This window comes from Streptomyces sp. ITFR-16 (assembly GCF_031844705.1).
Lineage (GTDB): Bacteria > Actinomycetota > Actinomycetes > Streptomycetales > Streptomycetaceae > Streptomyces.
Genome location: NZ_CP134609.1, coordinates 3,925,173 through 3,945,429 on the forward strand (window position 1 = coordinate 3,925,173; position 20,257 = coordinate 3,945,429).

Annotated in this window: 5 protein-coding genes and 2 tRNA genes; 4 read left to right on the top strand and 3 right to left on the bottom strand. The window is 74.3% G+C overall.

Features of this window, described 5'->3' with window-relative positions:
* Window positions 1–22: 22 nt before the first annotated feature.
* Complete coding sequence (locus RLT58_RS17345) at window positions 23–16,261, bottom strand: SDR family NAD(P)-dependent oxidoreductase (protein WP_311311289.1); 16,239 nt, start codon at window positions 16,259–16,261, stop codon at window positions 23–25.
* Window positions 16,262–16,615: 354 nt separating this feature from the next.
* On the opposite strand from RLT58_RS17345, the gene RLT58_RS17350 reads away from it, so the two are divergent.
* Genes RLT58_RS17350 through RLT58_RS17360 form a run of 3 tightly spaced genes read left to right on the top strand, consistent with a single transcriptional unit; the run spans window position 16,616 to window position 19,144 of the window.
* Complete coding sequence (locus tag RLT58_RS17350; RefSeq protein ID WP_311311290.1) at window positions 16,616–18,175, top strand: acyl-CoA carboxylase subunit beta; 1,560 nt, start codon at window positions 16,616–16,618, stop codon at window positions 18,173–18,175.
* Between the two features lies 1 nt (window position 18,176).
* Window positions 18,177–18,362 carry an acyl-CoA carboxylase epsilon subunit gene (locus tag RLT58_RS17355; RefSeq protein WP_311311291.1) on the top strand — a complete coding sequence of 62 codons (186 nt, stop codon included), beginning with the start codon at window positions 18,177–18,179 and terminating at the stop codon, window positions 18,360–18,362.
* 26 nt (window positions 18,363–18,388) lie between these two features.
* A complete protein-coding gene (locus RLT58_RS17360) occupies window positions 18,389–19,144 on the top strand; it encodes a thioesterase II family protein (RefSeq protein ID WP_311311292.1) in 756 nt (251 codons plus the stop codon).
* Window positions 19,145–19,196: 52 nt separating this feature from the next.
* On the opposite strand, the gene RLT58_RS17365 is transcribed toward RLT58_RS17360, so the two are convergent.
* Together RLT58_RS17365 and RLT58_RS17370 are read right to left on the bottom strand one after the other, a co-directional pair.
* Window positions 19,197–19,269: transfer RNA gene (locus tag RLT58_RS17365), tRNA-Arg, on the bottom strand.
* A gap of 209 nt (window positions 19,270–19,478) precedes the next feature.
* Window positions 19,479–19,569 (bottom strand) — tRNA-Ser (locus RLT58_RS17370).
* A 229-nt stretch (window positions 19,570–19,798) separates the two neighbouring features.
* Between RLT58_RS17370 and RLT58_RS17375 the strand changes: the two genes are divergently transcribed.
* Complete coding sequence (locus tag RLT58_RS17375; protein WP_311311293.1) at window positions 19,799–20,257, top strand: SSI family serine proteinase inhibitor; 459 nt, start codon at window positions 19,799–19,801, stop codon at window positions 20,255–20,257.

Genomic DNA, 20,257 nt, shown 5'->3' on the forward strand with positions numbered 1-20,257 from the left:
ATCCTCATCATCCAGGTCGGGATCAGCTGAGTTCGCCGCCGGCCATGGCGGCTCGTACGAGGTCGTCCACGGCCATCTCCTCGATGGCCGGACCCTGTTCGGCGCAGGCGTCGGACGCTTCGGCGGCGTCGGCGGCATCGGAAGTGCCGGCCGCCAGGCCGAGCAGGGTGTCGAGGAGTCCCGCCTCGCGCAGCCGCGCGGCCGGGATCGACAGCAGGGCCCGCCTGATGCCGTCCTCGTCCAGCGACTCCCCGCCCGGGGAGGTGGCCGCCGGTTCGGGCGCCAGTTCCTCCAGCAGGAACGCGGCCAGGGAGGCCGAGTTGGGGTAGTCGAACATCAGGGTGGCGGGGAGCCGGAGCCCCGTCGCCTTCTGGAGCCGGTTGCGCAGTTCGATCGCGCCGAGGGAGTCCAGGCCGAGTTCGGTGAAGCCCCGGTCTGCCGCGACCCCGGTCGGGTCGCCGTGGCCGAGCACGGCGGCCGCGTGGCCCCGTACCAGCTCCTCCAGACAGCGGGTCTGCTCCGGGCCGGGCCGCAGCCCGGCCAGCTTGGCCCGGACGAGGGAGCCGCCGGTGTCGCCGGCACCCGCCGCCGGGACCGCGGCGGGCCGGGGCCCCCTGCGGACCGGCGGACCGGCCAGGCCCCGCAGCAGCGCCGGAATCTCGTCGGCCCGTTCGCGCAGCGCGGCCCGGTCGAGCCGGACCGGTGCGAGCAGCGCCGCGTCCACGCCCAGGGCCGCGTCGAACAGCGCGAGCCCGTCGGCGAAGGACAGTTCCAGCACCCCGGAGCGGCCCATCCGGCGCAGGTCGGCTTCGGTCAGCTCCGGGCCCTCCCCGACCGTGCCCTCCCACAGCCCCCAGGCCAGCGAGGTGGCGGCCAGACCGGCCGCTCGGCGCTCGGCGGCCAGGGCGTCCAGGAAGACGTTGGCGGCTGCGTAGGTGGCCTGCCCGGCGGAGAGGATCTGGCCGCCGGCCGAGGAGTACAGCACGAACGCCGACAGATCCAGGTTCCGGGTCAGCTCGTGCAGGTGCCAGGCCGCGTCCACCTTGGGCCGCAGCACCTTGCCGACCTGTTCCTGGGTGACGGCTCCGACGAGCGCGTTGTCCATGACCCCGGCCGCGTGCACGACGCCGGTCAGCGGGTGCGCGGCGGGGATCTCGTCGAGCAGCGCGGCGAGCGCGTACCGGTCGGCCGCGTCGACGGCGACGATCCGGACCGACTCGGCGCCCGACTCCGTGAGTTGCGACCGCAGTTCCTCCGCCCCCGGGGCGTCCGCACCCCGTCGGCTGGTGAGCACCAGGTGTCGTACGCCCTTCTCCGCGACCAGGTGCTTCGCGAGGACCGCGCCCAGCAGGCCGGTGCCGCCGGTGATCAGTACGGTGCCGTCCGGCGACCACACCGGGGACCCGGCGTCGCCGGTGGTGGCGGTGTAGCGGGGGACCAGGATCCGGCCCCGGCGGACGGCGATCTCGGTCTCGGCCGAGGCGAGGGCCGCGGGCAGCGCCGCCACCGACGCGTCGGCGCTGTCGAGGTCGACGACGGTGAAGCGGCCCGGGTTCTCGGCCTGTGCCGCGCGCAGGACACCCCAGAGCGGGGCCTGCACGCAGTCCACCTCGTCCCCGTCGCCCGCGACCACGGCATTCCGGGTGACCAGCACCAGCCGTGTGTCGGCGAACCGCCCGTCGGCCAGCCACTGGCCGAGCCCGTCGAGGAGCCGCCCGACCGACGTGCGCACCTGCTCGGGCACCCCGCCCGCCGTGCCGAAGACGTCGGAGACGTCCGGCGCGGTCAGCAGCACCGTGCCGGGGACCCCGGCCCCGGAGACCGCCTCCGCGAGCGAGTCGACCGACCGGATGCCGGGGAGCGCGGCACCGACGACGAGCCAGTCATCGGTGGAACCGGGCGCGGTGGCCGCCTGGTTCGCCTGCGGCGCCTGCCAGTCGATACGGAAGAGAGCCGCGCCCCGGCCGTCCCCGTCGCCCGCCAGTTGCGCGGCGGACACCTCACGGACCACCAGCGACTCGACCGCGGCCACGGGCTCGCCCGTCGGCGCGGTGATCCGCAGGGCGACGGCGTCGGGGCCCGGCTTGGTCAGCCGCACCCGCAGGGCGGGGGCGCCGGTGGCGTGCAGGGTGACGCCGTTCCAGACGAAGGGCAGCGAGGCCCGGACCGGTCCGTCGTGGTCCGCGTCGAAGATGCGCTCGGCGTGCAGCGCGGCATCGAGCAGCGCGGGGTGCAGAGCGAACGCGGCGGCGTCGGTGCGGGCGTGCTCGGGCAGGCCGATCTCCGCGAAGAGCTCGTCCCCGCGCCGCCAGGCCGCCGTCAGCCCCTGGAAGACCGGCCCGTAGCCGTATCCGAGCCCCGCCAGGTCCTCGTACATCCCGCTCACATCGACCGCCTGGGCCCCGGCCGGCGGCCAGGCCTCCAGGTCCGGCACGACGGGCGCGGGCTCGGCGGCCAGGACACCACGGGCGTTCCGCGTCCACGGCGCGTCGGCGGGCAGATCCTCGGCCCGCGAGTACACCGCGACATCGCGCCGCCCTGACTCGTCCGCCTCCCCCACGGCGACCTGCACCGCGACACCGGCCTTGGCCGGCAGCAGCATCGGGGTCTCCTGGGTCAGCTCCTCCAACTGCCCGCAGCCCGCCTCGTGACCGGCGCGCAGCGCCATCTCGACGTACGCGGTGCCGGGCAGCAGGACGCTGCCGTGCACGGCGTGGTCCGCGAGCCACGGATGCGTGGCGACGGAGAGCCGGCCGGTGAGCACGGGCGCCCCGGTCTCCGGCGAGACCACGACGGCACTGAGCAGCGGATGCCCGGCGGGCAGCTGCCCGAGCCCGGCGGCATCACCGACGGCGGCGGGGGCGTCCAGCCAGTACCGCGTGCGCTGGAATGCGTACGTGGGAAGGTCCACCCGGCGCGCACCGGTACCGGCGCAGAACGCCTCCCAGTCGACCTCGGTCCCGCGCGCCCAGACCGCTCCGAGCCCGGCCAGCGCCTCGCGCGCCTCGTCGCGGTCCCGCCGCACGAGCGGGACGAACGTGCCGGAGTCGACGGCCCCGGCCCCGAGCGCGGTGAGCACCGCATCCGGCCCGATCTCCACGAACGTCCGCGCACCCGCCTCTTCCGCACTGCGGACGGCGTCCGCGAACCGGACCGGCCGGCGAACCTGATCGACCCAGTACTCCGGCGACTGCCACTCCGAACACAGCTCCCCGGTGACGGTGGAGACCACCGGGACCTGCGGCTCGGAGTACACCAGCCCCGCCGCGACCTCCCGGAACGCCGACAACATCGGCTCCATCAACGCCGAATGGAACGCATGCGAGACAGACAGGCGGCTCGTCTTACGACCGAGCGCGGCAAAGTGCTCACCCACCGCCAGCGCGGCAGCCTCCGTCCCGGAAACCACCACGGACGTAGGTCCGTTGACGGCCGCAATGCCCACACCCTCCGTCAACAGCGGCAGGACTTCCGCCTCGGTCGCCTGGACCGCGACCATCGCGCCCCCGGTCGGCAGCTCCTGCATCAACCGACCACGCGCGACCACCAACCGGGCCGCATCCGCCAGCGACAGAACCCCCGCCACATGCGCGGCAGCCAGCTCACCGATCGAGTGACCGACCACCACATCCGGGGTCACACCCCACGCCTCGAGCAACCGGAACAACGCCACCTCGAACGCGAACAGTGCGGGCTGAGCCATCGCCGTCGCGTTCAACGCGCCCGCATCCTCGCCCCACACCACCCCCCGCAACGACCGACCCACGTGCGCGTCAACCTCCGCACACACCGCATCGAACGCCGCCGCGAACACCGGGAACGCCTCGTACAACCCACGCCCCATCCCCAGCCGCTGCGCACCCTGACCCGTGAACAGGAACGCCGTCCTGCCCTGCGTGGCGGTGTCCCGCACGCCCTCGCCGTCCACCAGGGCGTCCAGCTCGCGCAGCGCGCTCTCCGTGTCCGTGGCCAGGGCCACCGCGCGGTGTTCCAGCGTCGCCCGGCCGGTGGCCAGGGTGTACGCGATGTCGGCCAGGTCCGTGTCCGGGTCCGCGAGCAGGCGGTCGCGGAGCGCGGCGGCCTGGCGGGCGGGGGCCTCGGGGTCCGAACCCGAGAGGACCAGGGGCAGCGGGTGGCCGGTCACGGGCCGCACCCGTGACTCCCCGGCCGCCGCCACCGGCTGCGGTGCCTCTTCGACGATCAGGTGGGCGTTGGTGCCGCTGAGCCCGAAGGAGGAGACGGTCGCGCGGCGCGGCCGGTCCGCCCGGCGCGGCCAGGGGCGGGCCTCGGTGAGCAGACGTACGTTTCCGGCCTCCCAGTCCACCTCGGGCGAGGGCTCGTCCACGTGCAGGGTCTGCGGCATCAGACCGTGGCGCAGGGCCATGACGGACTTGATGACCCCGCTGACGCCGGCCGCCGCCTGGGCGTGGCCGATGTTGGACTTGATGGAGCCGAGCCAGACCGGGTCGTCGGCGGGACGTCCCTGGCCGTAGGTCGCCAGGAGGGCCTGGGCCTCGATGGGGTCACCGAGCCGGGTGCCGGTGCCGTGGCCCTCGACGAGGTCCACATCGGCCGTGGTGAGGCCGCTCGCGGCGAGGGCGCGGTGGATGACCCGCTGCTGCGAGGGGCCGTTGGGGGCGGTGAGGCCGTTGCTCGCGCCGTCCTGGTTGATCGCGGAGCCACGGATCACGGCGAGGACGTCGTGGCCGAGGCGTTCCGCGTCGGAGAGCCGCTCGACGAGCAGCAGGCCGACGCCCTCCGCCCAGCCCGTGCCGTCGGCGCCGCCCGCGAACGCCTTGCAGCGGCCGTCGGCGGAGAGCCCGCGCTGCTGGGCGAACTCGACATAGATCTCGGGGGTCGACATCACGGTGACACCGCCCGCCAGGGCCATGCCGACCTCGCCGCGCCGCAGCGCCTGGCAGGCCATGTGGAGGGCGACCAGGGAGGAGGAGCAGGCGGTGTCGACGCTGACGGCGGGCCCTTCCAGGCCGAGGGTGTAGGCGACACGGCCGGTGAGGATGGAGGCCGCGGTGCCGTTGCCCAGGTAGCCGGCGACGTCGTCGGGGATGTGCTGGAGCCGGGAGGCGTAGTCGTGGTACATCACCCCGGCGTAGACCCCGGTCTGACTGCCGCGCATGGCCGTCGGGTCGATCCCCGCGTCCTCGAAGGCCTCCCAGGCCGACTGGAGCAGGAGCCGCTGCTGCGGGTCCATGGCGACGGCCTCGCGGGGGCTGATCCCGAAGAACGCGGGGTCGAACTCGGCGGCGTCGTAAAGGAATCCGCCCTCGCGGGCGTACGTCTTGCCGTGCAGGCCCGGTTCCGGGTCGTAGATGCCGTCGGTGTCCCAGCCCCGGTCGGCGGGGAACACGTCGACGGCGTCGCGGCCCTCGGCGACGAGCGTCCACAGATCCTCGGCGGAGCGGACCCCGCCGGGGAAGCGGCAGCTGATGCCGACGATCGCGATGGGTTCGTCGTCCGAGAGGGCGGACGGGGCCGTGCCGGCCGTCAGGGCCGCCGACTCGTCCTCCGTACCGCCGAGTTCGGTGTCGAGGTAGTCGGCGACGGCCCGGGTGTTCGGGTAGTCGAAGACGAGAGTGACGGGGAGCCGGAGCCCGGTGACGGAGTTGAGCGCGTTGCGCAGTTCCACCGCCGCCAGCGAGTCGAAGCCGAGCTCCTTGAAGGCGCGGTCGATCCCGACGGTGTCGGCGGACTCGTGGCCGAGGACGGCCGCGACCTGCCCGGCGACCAGGTCGCGGAGGCTCTGGCGGCGTTCGGCCGCGGTGAGCGGGGCCAGCCGTCGGGCCAGGCTGTCGCCCACGGGTGCGGCGGCGGCCGTACGGCGGAGCGCGGGCCGGCCGGCGGCCGCCGCGGCGCGCAGCAGCGGCGGTACGTCGCCGCCCCGGGCATGCAGGGCGGCCGGGTCGACGAGCAGGGGCGCCAGCAGGGCGTGCCGGGTGCGCAGAGCCTCGTCGAAGAGCTCGATGCCGCGCGCGGCGGGCAGGGCGGGGAGGCCGAGCCGGTTCATCTTCTCCACGTCGGCGTCGGTGAGTTCACCGCCGAGCCCGGTGTTGACGGCCCACAGCCCGTACGCGAGTGAGGTGGCCGGCAGTCCGGCGGCGTGCCGGTGGGCGGCGAGGGCGTCCAGGAAGACGTTGGCCGCCGCGTAGTTGCCCTGTCCTGCGGGCAGGACGAGCCCGCCGGCGGACGAGAACATCACGAACGCCGACAGGTCCATGTCCGAGGTGAGTTCGTGCAGGTGCCAGGCCGCGTCCGCCTTGGGCCGCAGGACGGTGTCCAGCCGCTCGGGGGTGAGCGCGCCGATCAGCCCGGGGTCGACGACTCCGGCCGCGTGGACGACGCCGCCGAGCGGGTGCGTGGACGGGATGCCGTCGAGGACCCGGGCCAGGGCGTCCCGGTCGGAGACGTCGCAGGCGGCGATCCGGACGTCCGCGGCACCGGCCTCCACGAGCCGGTCGCGGAGGCCGACGGCGCCGGGCGCGTCGAGGCCCCGACGGCTGGTGAGCACCAGGTGACGGGCGCCGTGCCGTGCGACGAGGTGGTGCGCGATGCGTGCGCCGAGCCCGCCCGTGCCGCCGGTGATCAGGACGGTGTCGTCGCCGTTCCAGGGGGCGTCGCCCTCCGGCACGGCCGTACGGACCAGGCGCGGGACGAGGAACCTGCCTTCACGCAGGGCGAGTTCGGGTTCCCCGAGGGCCAGGGAGGCAGCGGCGGCGGCCGGGAAGCCCGCCGCGTCGGCGGTGTCGCCGGGGTCGGCGTCGAGCAGGACGATCCGGCCCGGGTTCTCGGCCTGGGCCGCCCGGACGATGCCCCACACGGGGGCCTGGGTCAGATCGGGGGCGGTGCCCTCGTCGGTGGCGACCGCGCCCCGGGTGACGACCACCAGCGTGGTGGACTCGAACCGCTCGTCGATCAGCCAGGACTGGAGCAGGTCGAGCACGTACGAGGTGATCGTGCGCGTGGCCTCGGGCACCGGCCGGCCGGCCGGGGTGGGGCAGCAGGCCAGCACGGCGGCCGACGGGTCGCTGAGGATCGCGAGCCCGTACTCGTCGAGCACGACGGTGGAGGCCGGCAGGGGCTCGACCGGCTCCGCGAGCGGCGTCCACGCGATGTGGTGCAGCGCGTCGGAGACCGGGCCGTCCGCCCGCGCCAGCTGGTCGGCGGAGACCGGACGGCAGATCAGCGAGGACACGGTCATCACGGGGCTGCCGGTCTCGTCGGCGACGACCATCGCCGACTCCTCCGCGCCCCGGATGCGGCGTACGTACACCCGCAGCGCGGCGGCTCCGGTCGCGTGCAGCGACACCCCGCTCCACGCGAAGGGCAGCAGCGCCTCGGTGCCGCCCTCGCCCTGGTCGACGAGGACGTCCACATGCATCGCGGTGTCCAGGAGCGCCGGGTGCAGCCCGTAGTCGGCGGCCTCGGCACGCACGGATTCGGGCAGGGCGACCTCGGCGAACAGCTCGTCGCCGCGCCGCCAGGCGGCCGTCAGGCCCTGGAACGCGGGGCCGTAGCCGTATCCGCGCTCGCTCAGCCGCTCGTAGGCGCCCTCGACGTCCACGGGGGTGGCCCCGCGCGGCGGCCACTGGGTGAGATCCGCGTCCACCTGCGCGGGTGCGCCGGTGGCGAGGAAGCCGGTGGCGTGCCGGGTCCAGGCGTCCTCGGGAGCACCGTCGGGCCGCGAGTGGATGTGCAGCGGACGACGGCCCGAGGGCTCCGGAGCACCGGCGGCGACCCGCAGGGCCACGCCCCCGGACCCGGGCAGCACGAGCGGCGCCTCCAGGGTCAGTTCCTCCAGGAGGTCACAGCCGATCTGGTCACCGAGGCGGACCGCCAGCTCGACGAACCCGGTGCCGGGCAGCAGCACAGCGCCGTGCACGCCGTGGTCCGCGACCCAGGGCTGGGCGGCGGTCGAGAGCCGTCCCGTCAGGACCAGGGACCCGGACTCCGGCGACAGGACGGCCGCGCTGAGCACGGGGTGGTCGACGGGGTCGAGCCCGGCCGAGCCGACATCGCCGGCCCCGGCGGTCACATCGAGCCAGTAGCGCTTGCGCTGGAAGGCGTACGTGGGCAGATCGACGAGGGGCCCGTTGCCGCCCCGGGCACCGAGCGCGGCAGGCCAGTCGACCTCGGTCCCGCGCGCCCAGACCGCTCCGAGCCCGGCCAGCGCCTCGCGCGCCTCGTCGCGGTCCCGCCGCACGAGCGGGACGAACGTGCCGGAGTCGACGGCCCCGGCCCCGAGCGCGGTGAGCACCGCGTCCGGCCCGATCTCCACGAACGTCCGCGCGCCCAGGCCCTCGGCCGTCCGCACCGCGTCGGCGAAGCGCACTGCCTCACGGACCTGGCCGACCCAGTACTCCGGCGACTGCCACTCCGAGGACAGCTCCCCGGTGGCGGTGGAGACGGCCGGGATACGCGGTTCGCTGAAGGCCAGCCCCTGCGCCACCGCACGGAACTCGTCCAGCATCGGCTCCATCAACGCCGAATGGAAGGCGTGCGAGACAGCGAGCCGGCTGGTCTTGCGGCCTGCGGAGGCAAAGTGCTCGCCCACGGCCAGCGCGGCAGCCTCCGTACCGGAAACCACCACGGACGTAGGTCCGTTGACGGCCGCAATGCCAACACCCTCCGTCAACAGCGGCAGGACTTCCGCCTCGGTCGCCTGGACCGCGACCATCGCACCACCAGCAGGAAGCTCCTGCATCAACCGACCACGAGCCACCACCAACCGGACCGCATCCGCCAGCGACAGAACCCCCGCCACATGCGCGGCAGCCACCTCACCAATGGAGTGCCCCACCACCACATCAGGCGTCACACCCCAGCCCTCGACCAACCGGAACAACGCCACCTCAAAGGCGAACAAAGCCGGTTGAGCGTGCGCGGTCGCATTCAGCTCGCCCGCATCCTCACCCCACACCACATCCCGCAACGACCGACCCAAGTGCGCGTCAACCTCCGCACACACCGCATCGAACGCCGCCGCGAACACCGGGAACGCCTCGTACAACCCACGACCCATCCCCAGCCGCTGCGCACCCTGACCCGTGAACAGGAAAGCGGTCCTGCCGTCCTGCACCGGGTCCGCGCCCTCCGCAGCCGCGAGCAGTTCCAGCGCGCGGGCGAGTTCCTCGCGGTCGGCGCCGAGGGCGACCGCGCGGTGCTCCAGCGCTGCCCGTCCGGTGGCCAGGGTGAGGGCGGCGGGGACCAGTTCCTCGTCGGTCAGCAGGTCCAGCCGGGCGCGGAGCCGGTCGGCCTGGGCACGCAGCGCCTCGGGCGTGGCACCGGAGACCGGCCAGGAGAGGGCGGGGAGCGCGGCGGGAACGGCCACGTCCGCCGGCTCTTCGAGGGCCTGCTCGATGATCACGTGGGCGTTTGTGCCGCTGATCCCGAAGGAGGAGACACCGGCCCGCCTGGGCCGGTCCACCGGCTGCCACTCCCGGGCCTCCGTGAGCAGTTCCACCTCACCGGCGGCCCAGTCCACCTGGTCCGACGGCGTCTCCGCGTACAGAGTCCTGGGCAGGACGCCGTGGCGCATGGCCATGACCATCTTGATGATGCCCGCGACCCCGGCCGCCGCCTGCGTGTGGCCCATGTTGGACTTGATGGAGCCCAGCCACAGCGGCTGCCCGTCGGGGCGTTCCTGCCCGTACGTCTCCAGCAGCGCCTGCGCCTCGATGGGGTCGCCGAGCCGGGTTCCCGTACCGTGCGCCTCCACCACGTCGACCTCGGCGGCCGTCAGGCCCGCATGGGCGAGGGCCCCGCGGATCACGCGCTGCTGGGCCGGTCCGTTCGGGGCGGTCAGGCCGTTGCTCGCGCCGTCCTGGTTGATCGCGGAGCCGCGCACCACGGCCAGCACCCGGTGTCCGTTGCGGCGGGCGTCGGAAAGGCGTTCCAGCAGGAGGACACCCGCGCCCTCGCCCCAGCCCGTGCCGTCCGCGCCGACGCCGAAGGACTTGCAGCGGCCGTCCGAGGCCAGCCCGCGCTGGCGGGCCATGTCGAGGAAGGTGTCCGGGGTGGACATGATCGTGACCCCGCCGGCCAGGGCAAGCGAGCACTCACCGGACCGCAGCGCCTGCGACGCCATGTGCAGGGCCACCAGCGAAGACGAGCACGCCGTGTCGACCGTGACCGCCGGGCCCTCGAGTCCCAGCGTGTACGCGACCCTTCCGGACACCACGCTGGCGAGGCTGCCGTTGCCGTGGTAGCCGGCCACGTCCTCGGGGAGCGGGCCGAGCCGCAGCCCCCAGTCGTGGTACATCACGCCCGCGAAGACACCGGTGGAGCTGCCCTTCACCGAGCGGGGGTCGATCCCCGCGCGCTCGAAGGTCTCCCACGCGACCTCGAGGAGCAGCCGCTGCTGCGGGTCCATGGCCTGGGCCTCGCGCGGGCTGATCCCGAAGAACGCGGGGTCGAACCGGGCGGCGTCGTACAGGAACGCGCCCTCGGTCGAGTACGTCCGGCCGGGCTTGCCGATCTCCGGGTCGTAGAGGTCGTCGTCCCAGCCCCGGTCGGTCGGGAAGGGCCCGATGGCGTCGGAGCCCTCGGCGACGAGCTGCCACAGCTCCTCGGGCGAGGTCACCCCGCCCGGGTAGCGGCAGGCCATGGAGACGATGACGATCGGATCGTCCTCCGTGGCCCGCGTACGGGCCACCGGAGCCGCCGCCGCTGTCTCGGGCGCGGCGGAGGCCACGAGCTTGGTGACAAGGTGCTCCGCCAGGGCCGTGGCCGTGGGGTAGTCGAAGGTCAGGGTCGCGCTCAGCCGCAGTCCGGTGGCGGTGGCGAGCCGGTTGCGCAGCTCCACGGCAGCGAGGGAGTCGAAGCCCGTCTCCATGAACGCCCGGTTGGCGGTGACCTCTTCGGCGCTCCGGTAGCCGAGGACGGCCGCGGTCTCGGTGCGGACCAGGTGCAGGACGGTGGCGAGGCGGTCGGCCGCGCCCAGCTCCGCGAGGCGCACCGCGAGCGGGGCCGCCCCTGTGGTGGCGGCGGTGCTCGCACCGGCGGTGCGGAGGGCCGTGCGGGGTCGGACGAGCGCCCGCAGCAGGGTGGGCGTGCCGTCCGTACGGGCCCGTACCGCACGCGCGTTGACGCGTACGGGGACCACGGCCGGCTCGTCGGTGCCCAGGGCCTTGTCCAGCTGGGCGAGGTTCTCCTCGAAGGACAGCGAGTCCAGGCCGAGGCGCTCGATACGGGTGAGGGCGGCCGCGTCGAGGCCCGCTCCCATCCCGCCGCCTCCGGCCCACAGCCCCCAGGCCAGGGAGGTGACGACCTGCCCGGCGGCGGCGCGGCGGGCGGCCAGCGCGTCGAGGAAGAGGTTGGCGGCGGCGTAGTTGCCCTGCCCGGCGCCGTCCAGGACGGTCGAGGCGGAGGAGAAGAGGACGAAGGCGGCGAGGTCGAGGCCGGCCGTCAGCTCGTGCAGATGCCAGGCGGCGTCCACCTTGGGCCGCAGCACGGTGTCGAGCCGTTCGGCGGTGAGGTGGCCCACGAGGCCGTCGTCGATCACGCCCGCCGCGTGCACCACGGCGCGCAGCGGGTGCGCGGAGGGGACGGCGGCGAGCAGGGCGGCCAGGGCGTCCCGGTCGGCGACATCGGTGGCGCTGACGGTGACCTCGGCGCCCTCGGCCGCGAGGTCCGCGAGGAGTTCGCGCGCCCCGGGGGCGTCCGCGCCGCGCCGGCTGGTGAGCAGCAGGTGCCGTACACCGTGCTCGCGGACCAGGTGGCGGGCGAGTTCGGCGCCCACACCGCCGGTGCCGCCGGTCAGGAGTACGGTGCCGGTCCCGTCCCAGGGCGCCGGGCGCTCCTCGTCGGCGGCGGGCACGGCGGCGAGCCGGGGGACGTACGACTCCGTGCCGCGCAGGGCGATTTCGGGTTCGGCGGAGGCGGCCGCCGCACGCCCGAGAAGGACCGATCCCGGCTCGTCGGTGTCGACGAGCACGAAGCGGCCCGGGTTCTCCGCCTCGGCCGACCGGACGAGACCCCAGACGGGTGCCTGGGCGAGGTCGACGTCGGTGCCCGGTACGGAGGCCCCGTTGCGGGTGACGACGGCGAGCCGGGACCCGGCGTACCGCTCGTCGGCCAGCCAGGTCCGCACGGCGGCGAGCGCGTCGGCGGTGACGGCACGGACGGCTGCGGGAACATCGCCCGCCGGGGTGGGCGGGGTGCGGTACACGACGACGGGCGGCACCTCCGCGCCGGTCACGTCCGCCAGCTCCGCGAACTCCACTTCTTCCTGAGGCAGTTCGACCGTGTTCCACCGGACGGCGAGCAGCGGGTCGGAGCGGTCGGCGGCGAGCTGGTCCCCGGTGACGGCCCGCAGCAGCAGGGACTCGACCCGGGCGACGGGGGCGCCGGACGCGTCGGAGACCGTCACATCGAGTTCGTCCCGGCCGCGCGCGGCGATGCGGACGCGGACGGCGGTCGCCTCGGCCGCGTACAGCGCGACGCGGTTCCAGGAGAAGGGGATCCAGGTCCCCTCGGGGCGGTTGCCGGCCGCCGAGAGGGCGTGGTCGGCGGGGTGCAGGGCGGCGTCCAGCAGGGCCGGGTGCAGTGCGTGGCCCGCCGCGCCGGCGCGGGCCTGCTGCGGGAGTTCGACGTCGGCGAAGACCTCTCCGTCGCGCAGCCAGGCGGCGCGGACCCCGTGGAAGGCGGGCCCGTAGCCGTAGCCCTCGTCGGCCATGTCCGCGTACAGGGTGCTGACGTCGAGCGGGACGGCGCCGGCGGGCGGCCAGGTCCCGGCGAGGGCGGCGGTGTGCGGGTCCGGGACGGCCGGGGCCAGGACGCCGGTGGCGTGCCGCACCCAGTCGTCCCCGGCCGCCTCCACGGTGTCGGGGCGGGCGTAGCACTCGACGGTGCGGCGGCCGGAGGCGTCGGCGGGGGCGACGACGACCTGGAGGGCGACCGCGCCCGCCTCGGGCAGCACCAGGGGGGCCTGGAGGGTCAGCTCATCGACGAGGCCGCAGCCGGTCTCCTCCCCGGCGCGCAGGGCGAGTTCGACGAAGGCGGTACCCGGGAGGAGGGTGACGCCGGCGATGGTGTGGTCGGCGACCCAGGGGTGGGTGCGCGCCGACAGGCGGCCGGACAGCACGGTGGTGCCGGCGCCCGCGAGGTGGACGACCGAGCTCAGGACGGGGTGGCGGGTGGCGAGGGCGCCGGGCCCGGTGGCCCGCTCGGGGTCGAGCCAGTAGCGGCGGGTCCGGAAGGCGTGGGTGGGCAGGTCGACGCGGCGGGTGGGGTGGCCGGCGTAGACGGCCTGCCAGTCGAGGCGCGCACCGCGCACATGGGCGAGCGCGGCGGCCCCGAGCACCTCACGGACCTCGTCCTTGCCGGCGCGCAGCAGCGGGGCGAGGACGGTGTCGGCCGCGCGCTCCTCGGGCAGGCCGGTCTGGCCGAGGGCGCTGAGGACGCCGTCGGGGCCGAGTTCCAGGAAGGTGCGGGCGCCTCCCTGGCCGACGAGCCAGTCCATGGCGTCACAGAAGCGGACGGCGTTGCGGACGTGGCCGGTCCAGTAGTCAGGCGAGCAGAGCTCCTGCGAGGTCGCGAGGCGTCCGGTGACGGTGGAGACGACGGGGATGCGCGGCGCGGAGTAGGCGAGGATGCCGGCGATGCGGCGGAACTCCTCCAGCATCGGTTCCATGAGCGGCGAGTGGAAGGCGTGGCTGACCTGGAGCCGCTTGGTCTTGCGCCCCTGGGCGGCGAAGCGCTCGGCGAGCGCGACGGTGGCGTCCTCCTCGCCGGAGAGCACCAGCGACTCGGGCCCGTTGAGGGCGGCGACCGCGACCCGTTCACCGAGGAGGGGCAGCACCTCCTCCTCGGTGGCCTGAACGGCGATCATGGCGCCGCCCGCGGGGAGTTCCTGCATCAGCCGGCCGCGTGCGGCGACGAGGGTGGCCGCGTCCTCCAGGTTGAGGACACCGGCGACATGCGCGGCCGCGATCTCCCCGATGGAGTGGCCTGCCACGAAGTCGGGCCGGATGCCCCAGGATTCGACGAGGCGGAAGAGGGCGACCTCGACGGCGAACAGCGCGGTCTGCGCGTACCGGGTCTCGTCGAGCAGGGCAGCGTGCGCGGACCCCTCCTCGGCGAACAGGACGTCCCACACGGAGGTGTCGAGCTGGAGGTCGAGCCAGCCGATGGCGTCGGCGAGGGCGTCCGCGAAGACCGGGTAGGCGTCGTACAGCCGGCGTCCCATGGCGAGGCGCTGGCTGCCCTGGCCGGTGAAGAGGAAGGCGAGCCGTCCGGCGGGCAGGGTGCCCGTACGGGTGCCGGGGGCGTCGTCCCCCGCCGCCAGCGCCCGCAGCCCGGCGAGCAGTTCGCCGCGGTCTGCGGCCACGACAGCGGCCCGGTGTTCGAGCGCGGCGCGGCCGGTGCCGAGCGCATGCCCGAGGTCGGCGGGGGAGAGGCCGTCCCGCTCGTCCATGAACTCCGCCAGCCGCGCGGCCTGGGCCCGCAGCCCCTCGTCGGACCGCGCCCCGACGGGCACGGGCACCGGCCCGGGGTCGGCGGCGGGCACCGGCTCGCCGTCCGCCGCCACCGAGTCGTCGGCCGGCGGCTCCTCCACGATCACATGGGCGTTGGTGCCGCTGATCCCGAATCCGGAGACGCCCGCACGGCGCGGCCGGTCCGCCGTCCCCGGCCACGGGACGGGCTCGGTGAGCAGCCGTACGGTCCCCGCCGACCAGTCGACGTTGCCGCTGGGGGCGTCGACGTGCAGCGTGCGGGGGAGCACCCCGTTCCGCATCGCCATGATCATCTTCATCAGCCCGGCCACACCGGCGGCGGCCTGGGTGTGCCCGAGGTTGGACTTCACCGAGCCGAGCCACAGCGGCCGGTCCTCGGGGCGGTCCCTGCCATAGGTCTCGATCAGCGCCCGGGCCTCGATCGGGTCGCCCAGGGTCGTGCCGGTGCCGTGCGCCTCGACCGCGTCCACCTCGGCGGCGGTGAGCCCGGCGTCGGCGAGGGCCTGCGCGATGACGCGCTGCTGGGCGGTGCCGCTCGGGGCGGTGAGGCCGTTGCTCGCGCCGTCCTGGTTCACGGCGGAGCCCCGGACGACGGCGAGCACCTGGTGGCCGTGGCGCCGGGCGTCGGAGAGCCGCTCCACCACGAGCAGGCCGACGCCCTCGGCGAAGGAGGTCCCGTCGGCGCCCGCCGCGAACGCCTTGATCTGTCCGTCCGGGGCGAGCCCGCGCTGCCGGCTGAACTCGGTGAAGAGACCGGGGGTGCTCAGGACGGTCACGCCGCCCGCGAGCGCCATCGAGCACTCGCCGCGCCGCAGCGACTGGACGGCGAGGTGCAGCGAGACCAGCGAACCGGAGCAGGCGGTGTCGACGGTGAGCGCCGGACCCTCCAGGCCCAGCGCGTACGCGACACGGCCGGAGGTGACGCTCAGCGCGCCGCCCGTGACGAGGTAGCCGGTCAGGCTCTCGGGGGCGTCCTGCACCCGGGGCCCGTACTCGGAGGGACCGGCGCCGATGAACACACCGGTCCGGCTGCCGCGCAGCGAGGTCGGATCGATCCCGGTGCGCTCCAGTGCCTCCCAGGCCGTCTCCAGCAGCAGCCGCTGCTGCGGGTCCATGGCCAGCGCCTCGCGCGGGCTGATCCCGAAGAACGCGGCGTCGAACTCGGCGGCGTCGTGCAGGAATCCGCCGGTACGCGTGTAGCAGGTGCCGGGAACGGTGGGGTCGTCGTCGAAGAGGGCGTCGAGGTCCCAGCCCCGATCCTCCGGGAAGGGGCCGACGGCGCTCTCGCCGTCGTCGACCAGCTTCCACAGGTCCTCGGCCGAGCGGATGCCGCCCGGGAAGCGGCCGCTGATGCCGACGACCGCGATGGGCTCGTCGGCGAAGGCGGGGGCGGGCACCGGGGCGGGGTCCGCGGCGACGGCCGGTCCGGCGGGCGCGCCGAGCAGCTCGGTGCGGACGCAGGCGGCCAGCAGCTCCGGGCTCGGGTGGTCGAAGGCGGCGGTCACGGGCAGGGCGAGCCCGGTCGCCGCGTTGATCCGCGCGTGCAGGTCGACCAGGGCGATGGAGTCGAGCCCGAGTTCCCGGAAGGAGGTGTGGGCGACGACCACCGGTTCGGTGTCGGGCCGGACCTTGCGCAGGCACGCGGCGGTCTGCTCGCAGACCAGATCGGCCAGGAGCCGGGTCTGCTCGCTCCCGGGAAGTCCGGACAGCCGGCCGGCCAGGGCGGCCCCGGGGTTCTCCCCCGGCAGGACCTCCGAGCGTCCCCCCGGGCGGACCTCCGCGCCGGACATGTCATCAGCGACAGGATCGAAGCCCGCGGACATCTGCACGCTCCCAGCTCGTATCGAATGCCCCGAGTCATTCCAGCCACGGGGTGACCGCACGCTAGGTCGGCTCCGAACGGCCGCGACACCCCTATCCCCCCAGGTGTTGACCCTGCCGCCCGTCCGCACGGGCCCGGCCGAATCGGCCACGCACCGCCGCCGCGTGGGGCGAGATGCCTGCTGGGCCGGGGTGCCGGAAGGGCCGGGAGCGGTCAGGGGGGTGGTCGGTGTTCTCCGCGCACGCCCCCGGCCCCTTCAATGGCACGCACTGCCCAGGGCGCCGCCATCGGCGGGCCCGATGGCCGAAGAGACGGGTGGAGCATGACCGTTGCCGATGTCAGTGTCCGAGTGGCCGAACGAGAAGCGATCAAGGAGGCCGTGGAGCTGGGTCCTTCCCCGAGCGCGTCCGAGGCGCAGCACGCACGGGGCAAGCTGACCGTGCGCGAGCGGCTGGACCTGCTGTTCGACCCGGGGACCTTCCGGGAGATCGAACAGCTGCGCCGCCACCGCGCGGCGGGGTTCGGCCTGGAGGACCGCAGGCCGCACACCGACGGTGTGGTCACCGGCTGGGGCCGGGTCGAGGGCCGCAGGGTGTTCGTGTACGCACACGACTTCCGGATCTTCGGCGGCTCGCTCGGGGAGGCTCACGCGCAGAAGATCCACAAGGTGATGGACCTCGCACTGGCGGCGGGCGCCCCGCTCGTGTCGCTCAGCGACGGCGCCGGCGCCCGTATCCAGGAGGGCGTCACCGCGCTCGCCGGGTACGGCGGCATCTTCCGCCGCAACGTGGCCGCGTCCGGGGTGATCCCGCAGATCAGCGTGATGCTCGGCCCGTGCGCCGGCGGCGCCACGTACTCCCCGGCGCTCACCGACTACGTGTTCATGGTCCGCGACATCGCGCAGATGTACATCACCGGCCCCGACGTCGTGCAGGCCGTCACCGGCGAGAAGATCACGCACAACGGCCTCGGCGGCGCCGAGGTGCACTCCACGGTCTCCGGCGCGAGCGCGTTCCTGTACGACACCGAGGAGGAGTGCCTGGAGGAGGTGCGCCACCTGCTCTCGCTCCTGCCGTCCAACAACCGCGAACTGCCGCCCGCCGTCCCGTGCGACGACCCGGTGGACCGGCGCGGCGACGCCCTGTCCCGCCTGGTGCCGGCCGACCCCAACCGCGCGTACGACATGCGGGCGGTGATCGAGGAGATCGTCGACGACGCGGATCTCTTCGAGGTCCACGCCAACTGGGCGACCAACATCATCTGCGCCCTGGCCCGCCTGGACGGCCATGTGGTCGGCATCGTCGCCAACCAGCCCGCGTCCCTCGCCGGCGTCCTCGACATCCACGCCTCCGAGAAGGCCGCGCGCTTCGTGCAGACCTGCGACGCGTTCAGCATCCCGCTCGTCACGCTGGTCGATGTCCCGGGCTTCCTGCCGGGCAGCGACCAGGAGCACAACGGGGTCATCCGTCACGGCGCGAAACTCCTGTACGCGTACTGCGCGGCCACCGTCCCCCGGGTCCAGGTCATCCTGCGCAAGGCGTACGGCGGCGCGTACATCGTCATGGACTCACGCTCGATCGGCGCGGACCTGTCCTTCGCCTGGCCCACCAACGAGATCGCGGTGATGGGCGCGGAAGGCGCGGCCAACGTGGTCTTCCGCCGCGAGATCGCCGCCGCCGACGACCCGGACGCGGCGCGCGCCCAGCGGGTCAAGCAGTACCGCCAGGAGCTGATGCACCCGTACTACGCCGCCGAGCGGGGTCTCGTCGACGACGTCATCGACCCGGCCACGACCCGCCAGGTGCTGATCGACGCGCTCGACGTCCTGCGCGCCAAACACGTGCCTCTGCCCGAACGCAAGCACGGCAACCCACCGTTCTGACATGACCGAGCCACCACGCCTGCGCATCGACCGAGGCGCCCCGACCCCCACGGAACTGGCCGCGGTCCTCCTGGTCCTGCTCGCGGCGACGAGGAACCAGGAGCCGCCCGCACCCTCCGCACCCCACCGGGCCACCTGGGGCCCCGCCCGAGCCTGGCGCCCCCCGGGCACCTGGCCTGCCCCATGACCCAACGGCAGAAGGAACACCCCCAGATGACCACCACAACGCGCTCCGCACCCGCGACGGCCTGGCTGCGCCGCTTCCACCCCTCCGACGGGGCCCCGGTACGCCTGTTCTGCCTGCCGCACGCGGGCGGCTCGGCGAGCTACTACTTCCCGGTCTCGCGCGCCCTGTCCCCCGCCGTGGACGTGGTGGCGGTCCAGTACCCGGGCCGCCAGGACCGCCGAGCCGAACCCTGCGTCCCCGACGTCCGCCGCCTGGCCGACCTCCTGACCGCCGAACTCCTCCCGTGGTGCGACCGCCCGGTGGCCCTCTTCGGCCACAGCCTGGGCGCGACCCTCGCCTTCGAGGTGGCCCTCCGCCTGGAGGCGGCCGGCACCACCCCCCACACCCTCTTCGCCTCGGGCCGCCGTGCCCCGTCCCGCCACCGCGAGAACGAACAGGTCCACCGGGCCCCCGACGCCCAACTCCTGTCCACCATCCGCCGCATGAGCGGCACGGACCCGGCTGTCCTGGCCGACGAGGAACTCCTCCGCTCGATCCTCCCGGCCATCCGCGCCGACTACGAGGCCGCAGAAACCTACCGCTACACCCCCGGCCCACCCCTGACCTGCCCCATCACCATCCTCAACGGAGACAAGGACCCCGAGGTAAGCCCCCCGGAAGCCACCGCCTGGACCACCCACACCACCGCCCCCTGCACCTTCCACACGTACGAGGGCGGCCACTTCTACCTGAACGACCACGCGCCGGAGGTCATCGCCCTGATCCGGGAGCGGATCGCGTAGGGACATACGCCAGAGGCCCCCAGGATTTCTCCTGGGGGCCTCTGGTCTGCTGTGCACTCGGCAGGATTCGAACCTGCAACCTTCTGATCCGTAGTCAGATGCTCTATCCGTTAAGCTACGAGTGCTTGTGCGTCCTGGGCTTTTTTCTGCCCCGTCGGCGTTGCGAGAACAACATTACATGACCTGCGGCGTGACGCGAAATCCATTAGGCGCACCCGGCCTGACCTGCGAAAACACCGGGAACGCACCCTCGAACGGGCTAGGGAGCGACCCGGGGGCGCGCCCTGGAACGGCCGAAGCCCCGGGCCAGTGGCCCGGGGCTTCGGCGATCGCGCGGAGGCGGAGGGATTTGAACCCTCGATGGGCTTTAAGACCCAAACCGCATTAGCAGTGCGGCGCCATAGACCGGACTAGGCGACGCCTCCAGCACACCTCGCGCGAGCGCGAGTGGTGCGTGCAGATGATGACACAGCTGCTCGCCCTGTCACCAATCGCCGCCTACGGTACTAGGCAGTCGGCCACGAGGGCAAAGCGTCCGCGGTTGCGCAACGCCGTGGCGTGCGGAGCGTTAGTCATGCCGGAGGCGCCCGCTTCCGCCGTACGTCCTCCGCCGCCGGACCCGCGCCGGCGGCGTGCACGACCACAGGAGTCCGCATGATGCGCCGTCTCGCCCTCACCGCTGTCGTGTCCCTGGCCGCACTGTCCGCCGCCGCCCCCGCCGCGACGGCCGCGGCCGGTCCCCTTCCGCTCCCGCTGCCCCTGTCCCTGTTCCAGGAGGAGGACGGCGGGACGCATCTGACCGTGGTGATCACCGGCTCGGGTAACCCGGAGGCCGACGGACGGTACGAGCTGGAGTGCGAGCCCGCCGGCGGCACCCACCCGGTGGCGCGGCAGGCCTGTGAGCGGCTGGCGCAGCTGGAGGGGGAGGACGCCGACCCGTTCGCGCCGGTCCCGGCGGACGCGATGTGCACCCAGCAGTACGGGGGACCGGCCACCGCCCGGATCACCGGGACCTTGCAGGGGCGAAGGATCGACTCCGCGTTCGACCGGTCCAACGGGTGCGAGATCGGGCGCTGGAACAGCCTGCGCCCGGTCCTGCCGAACGTACGGTGA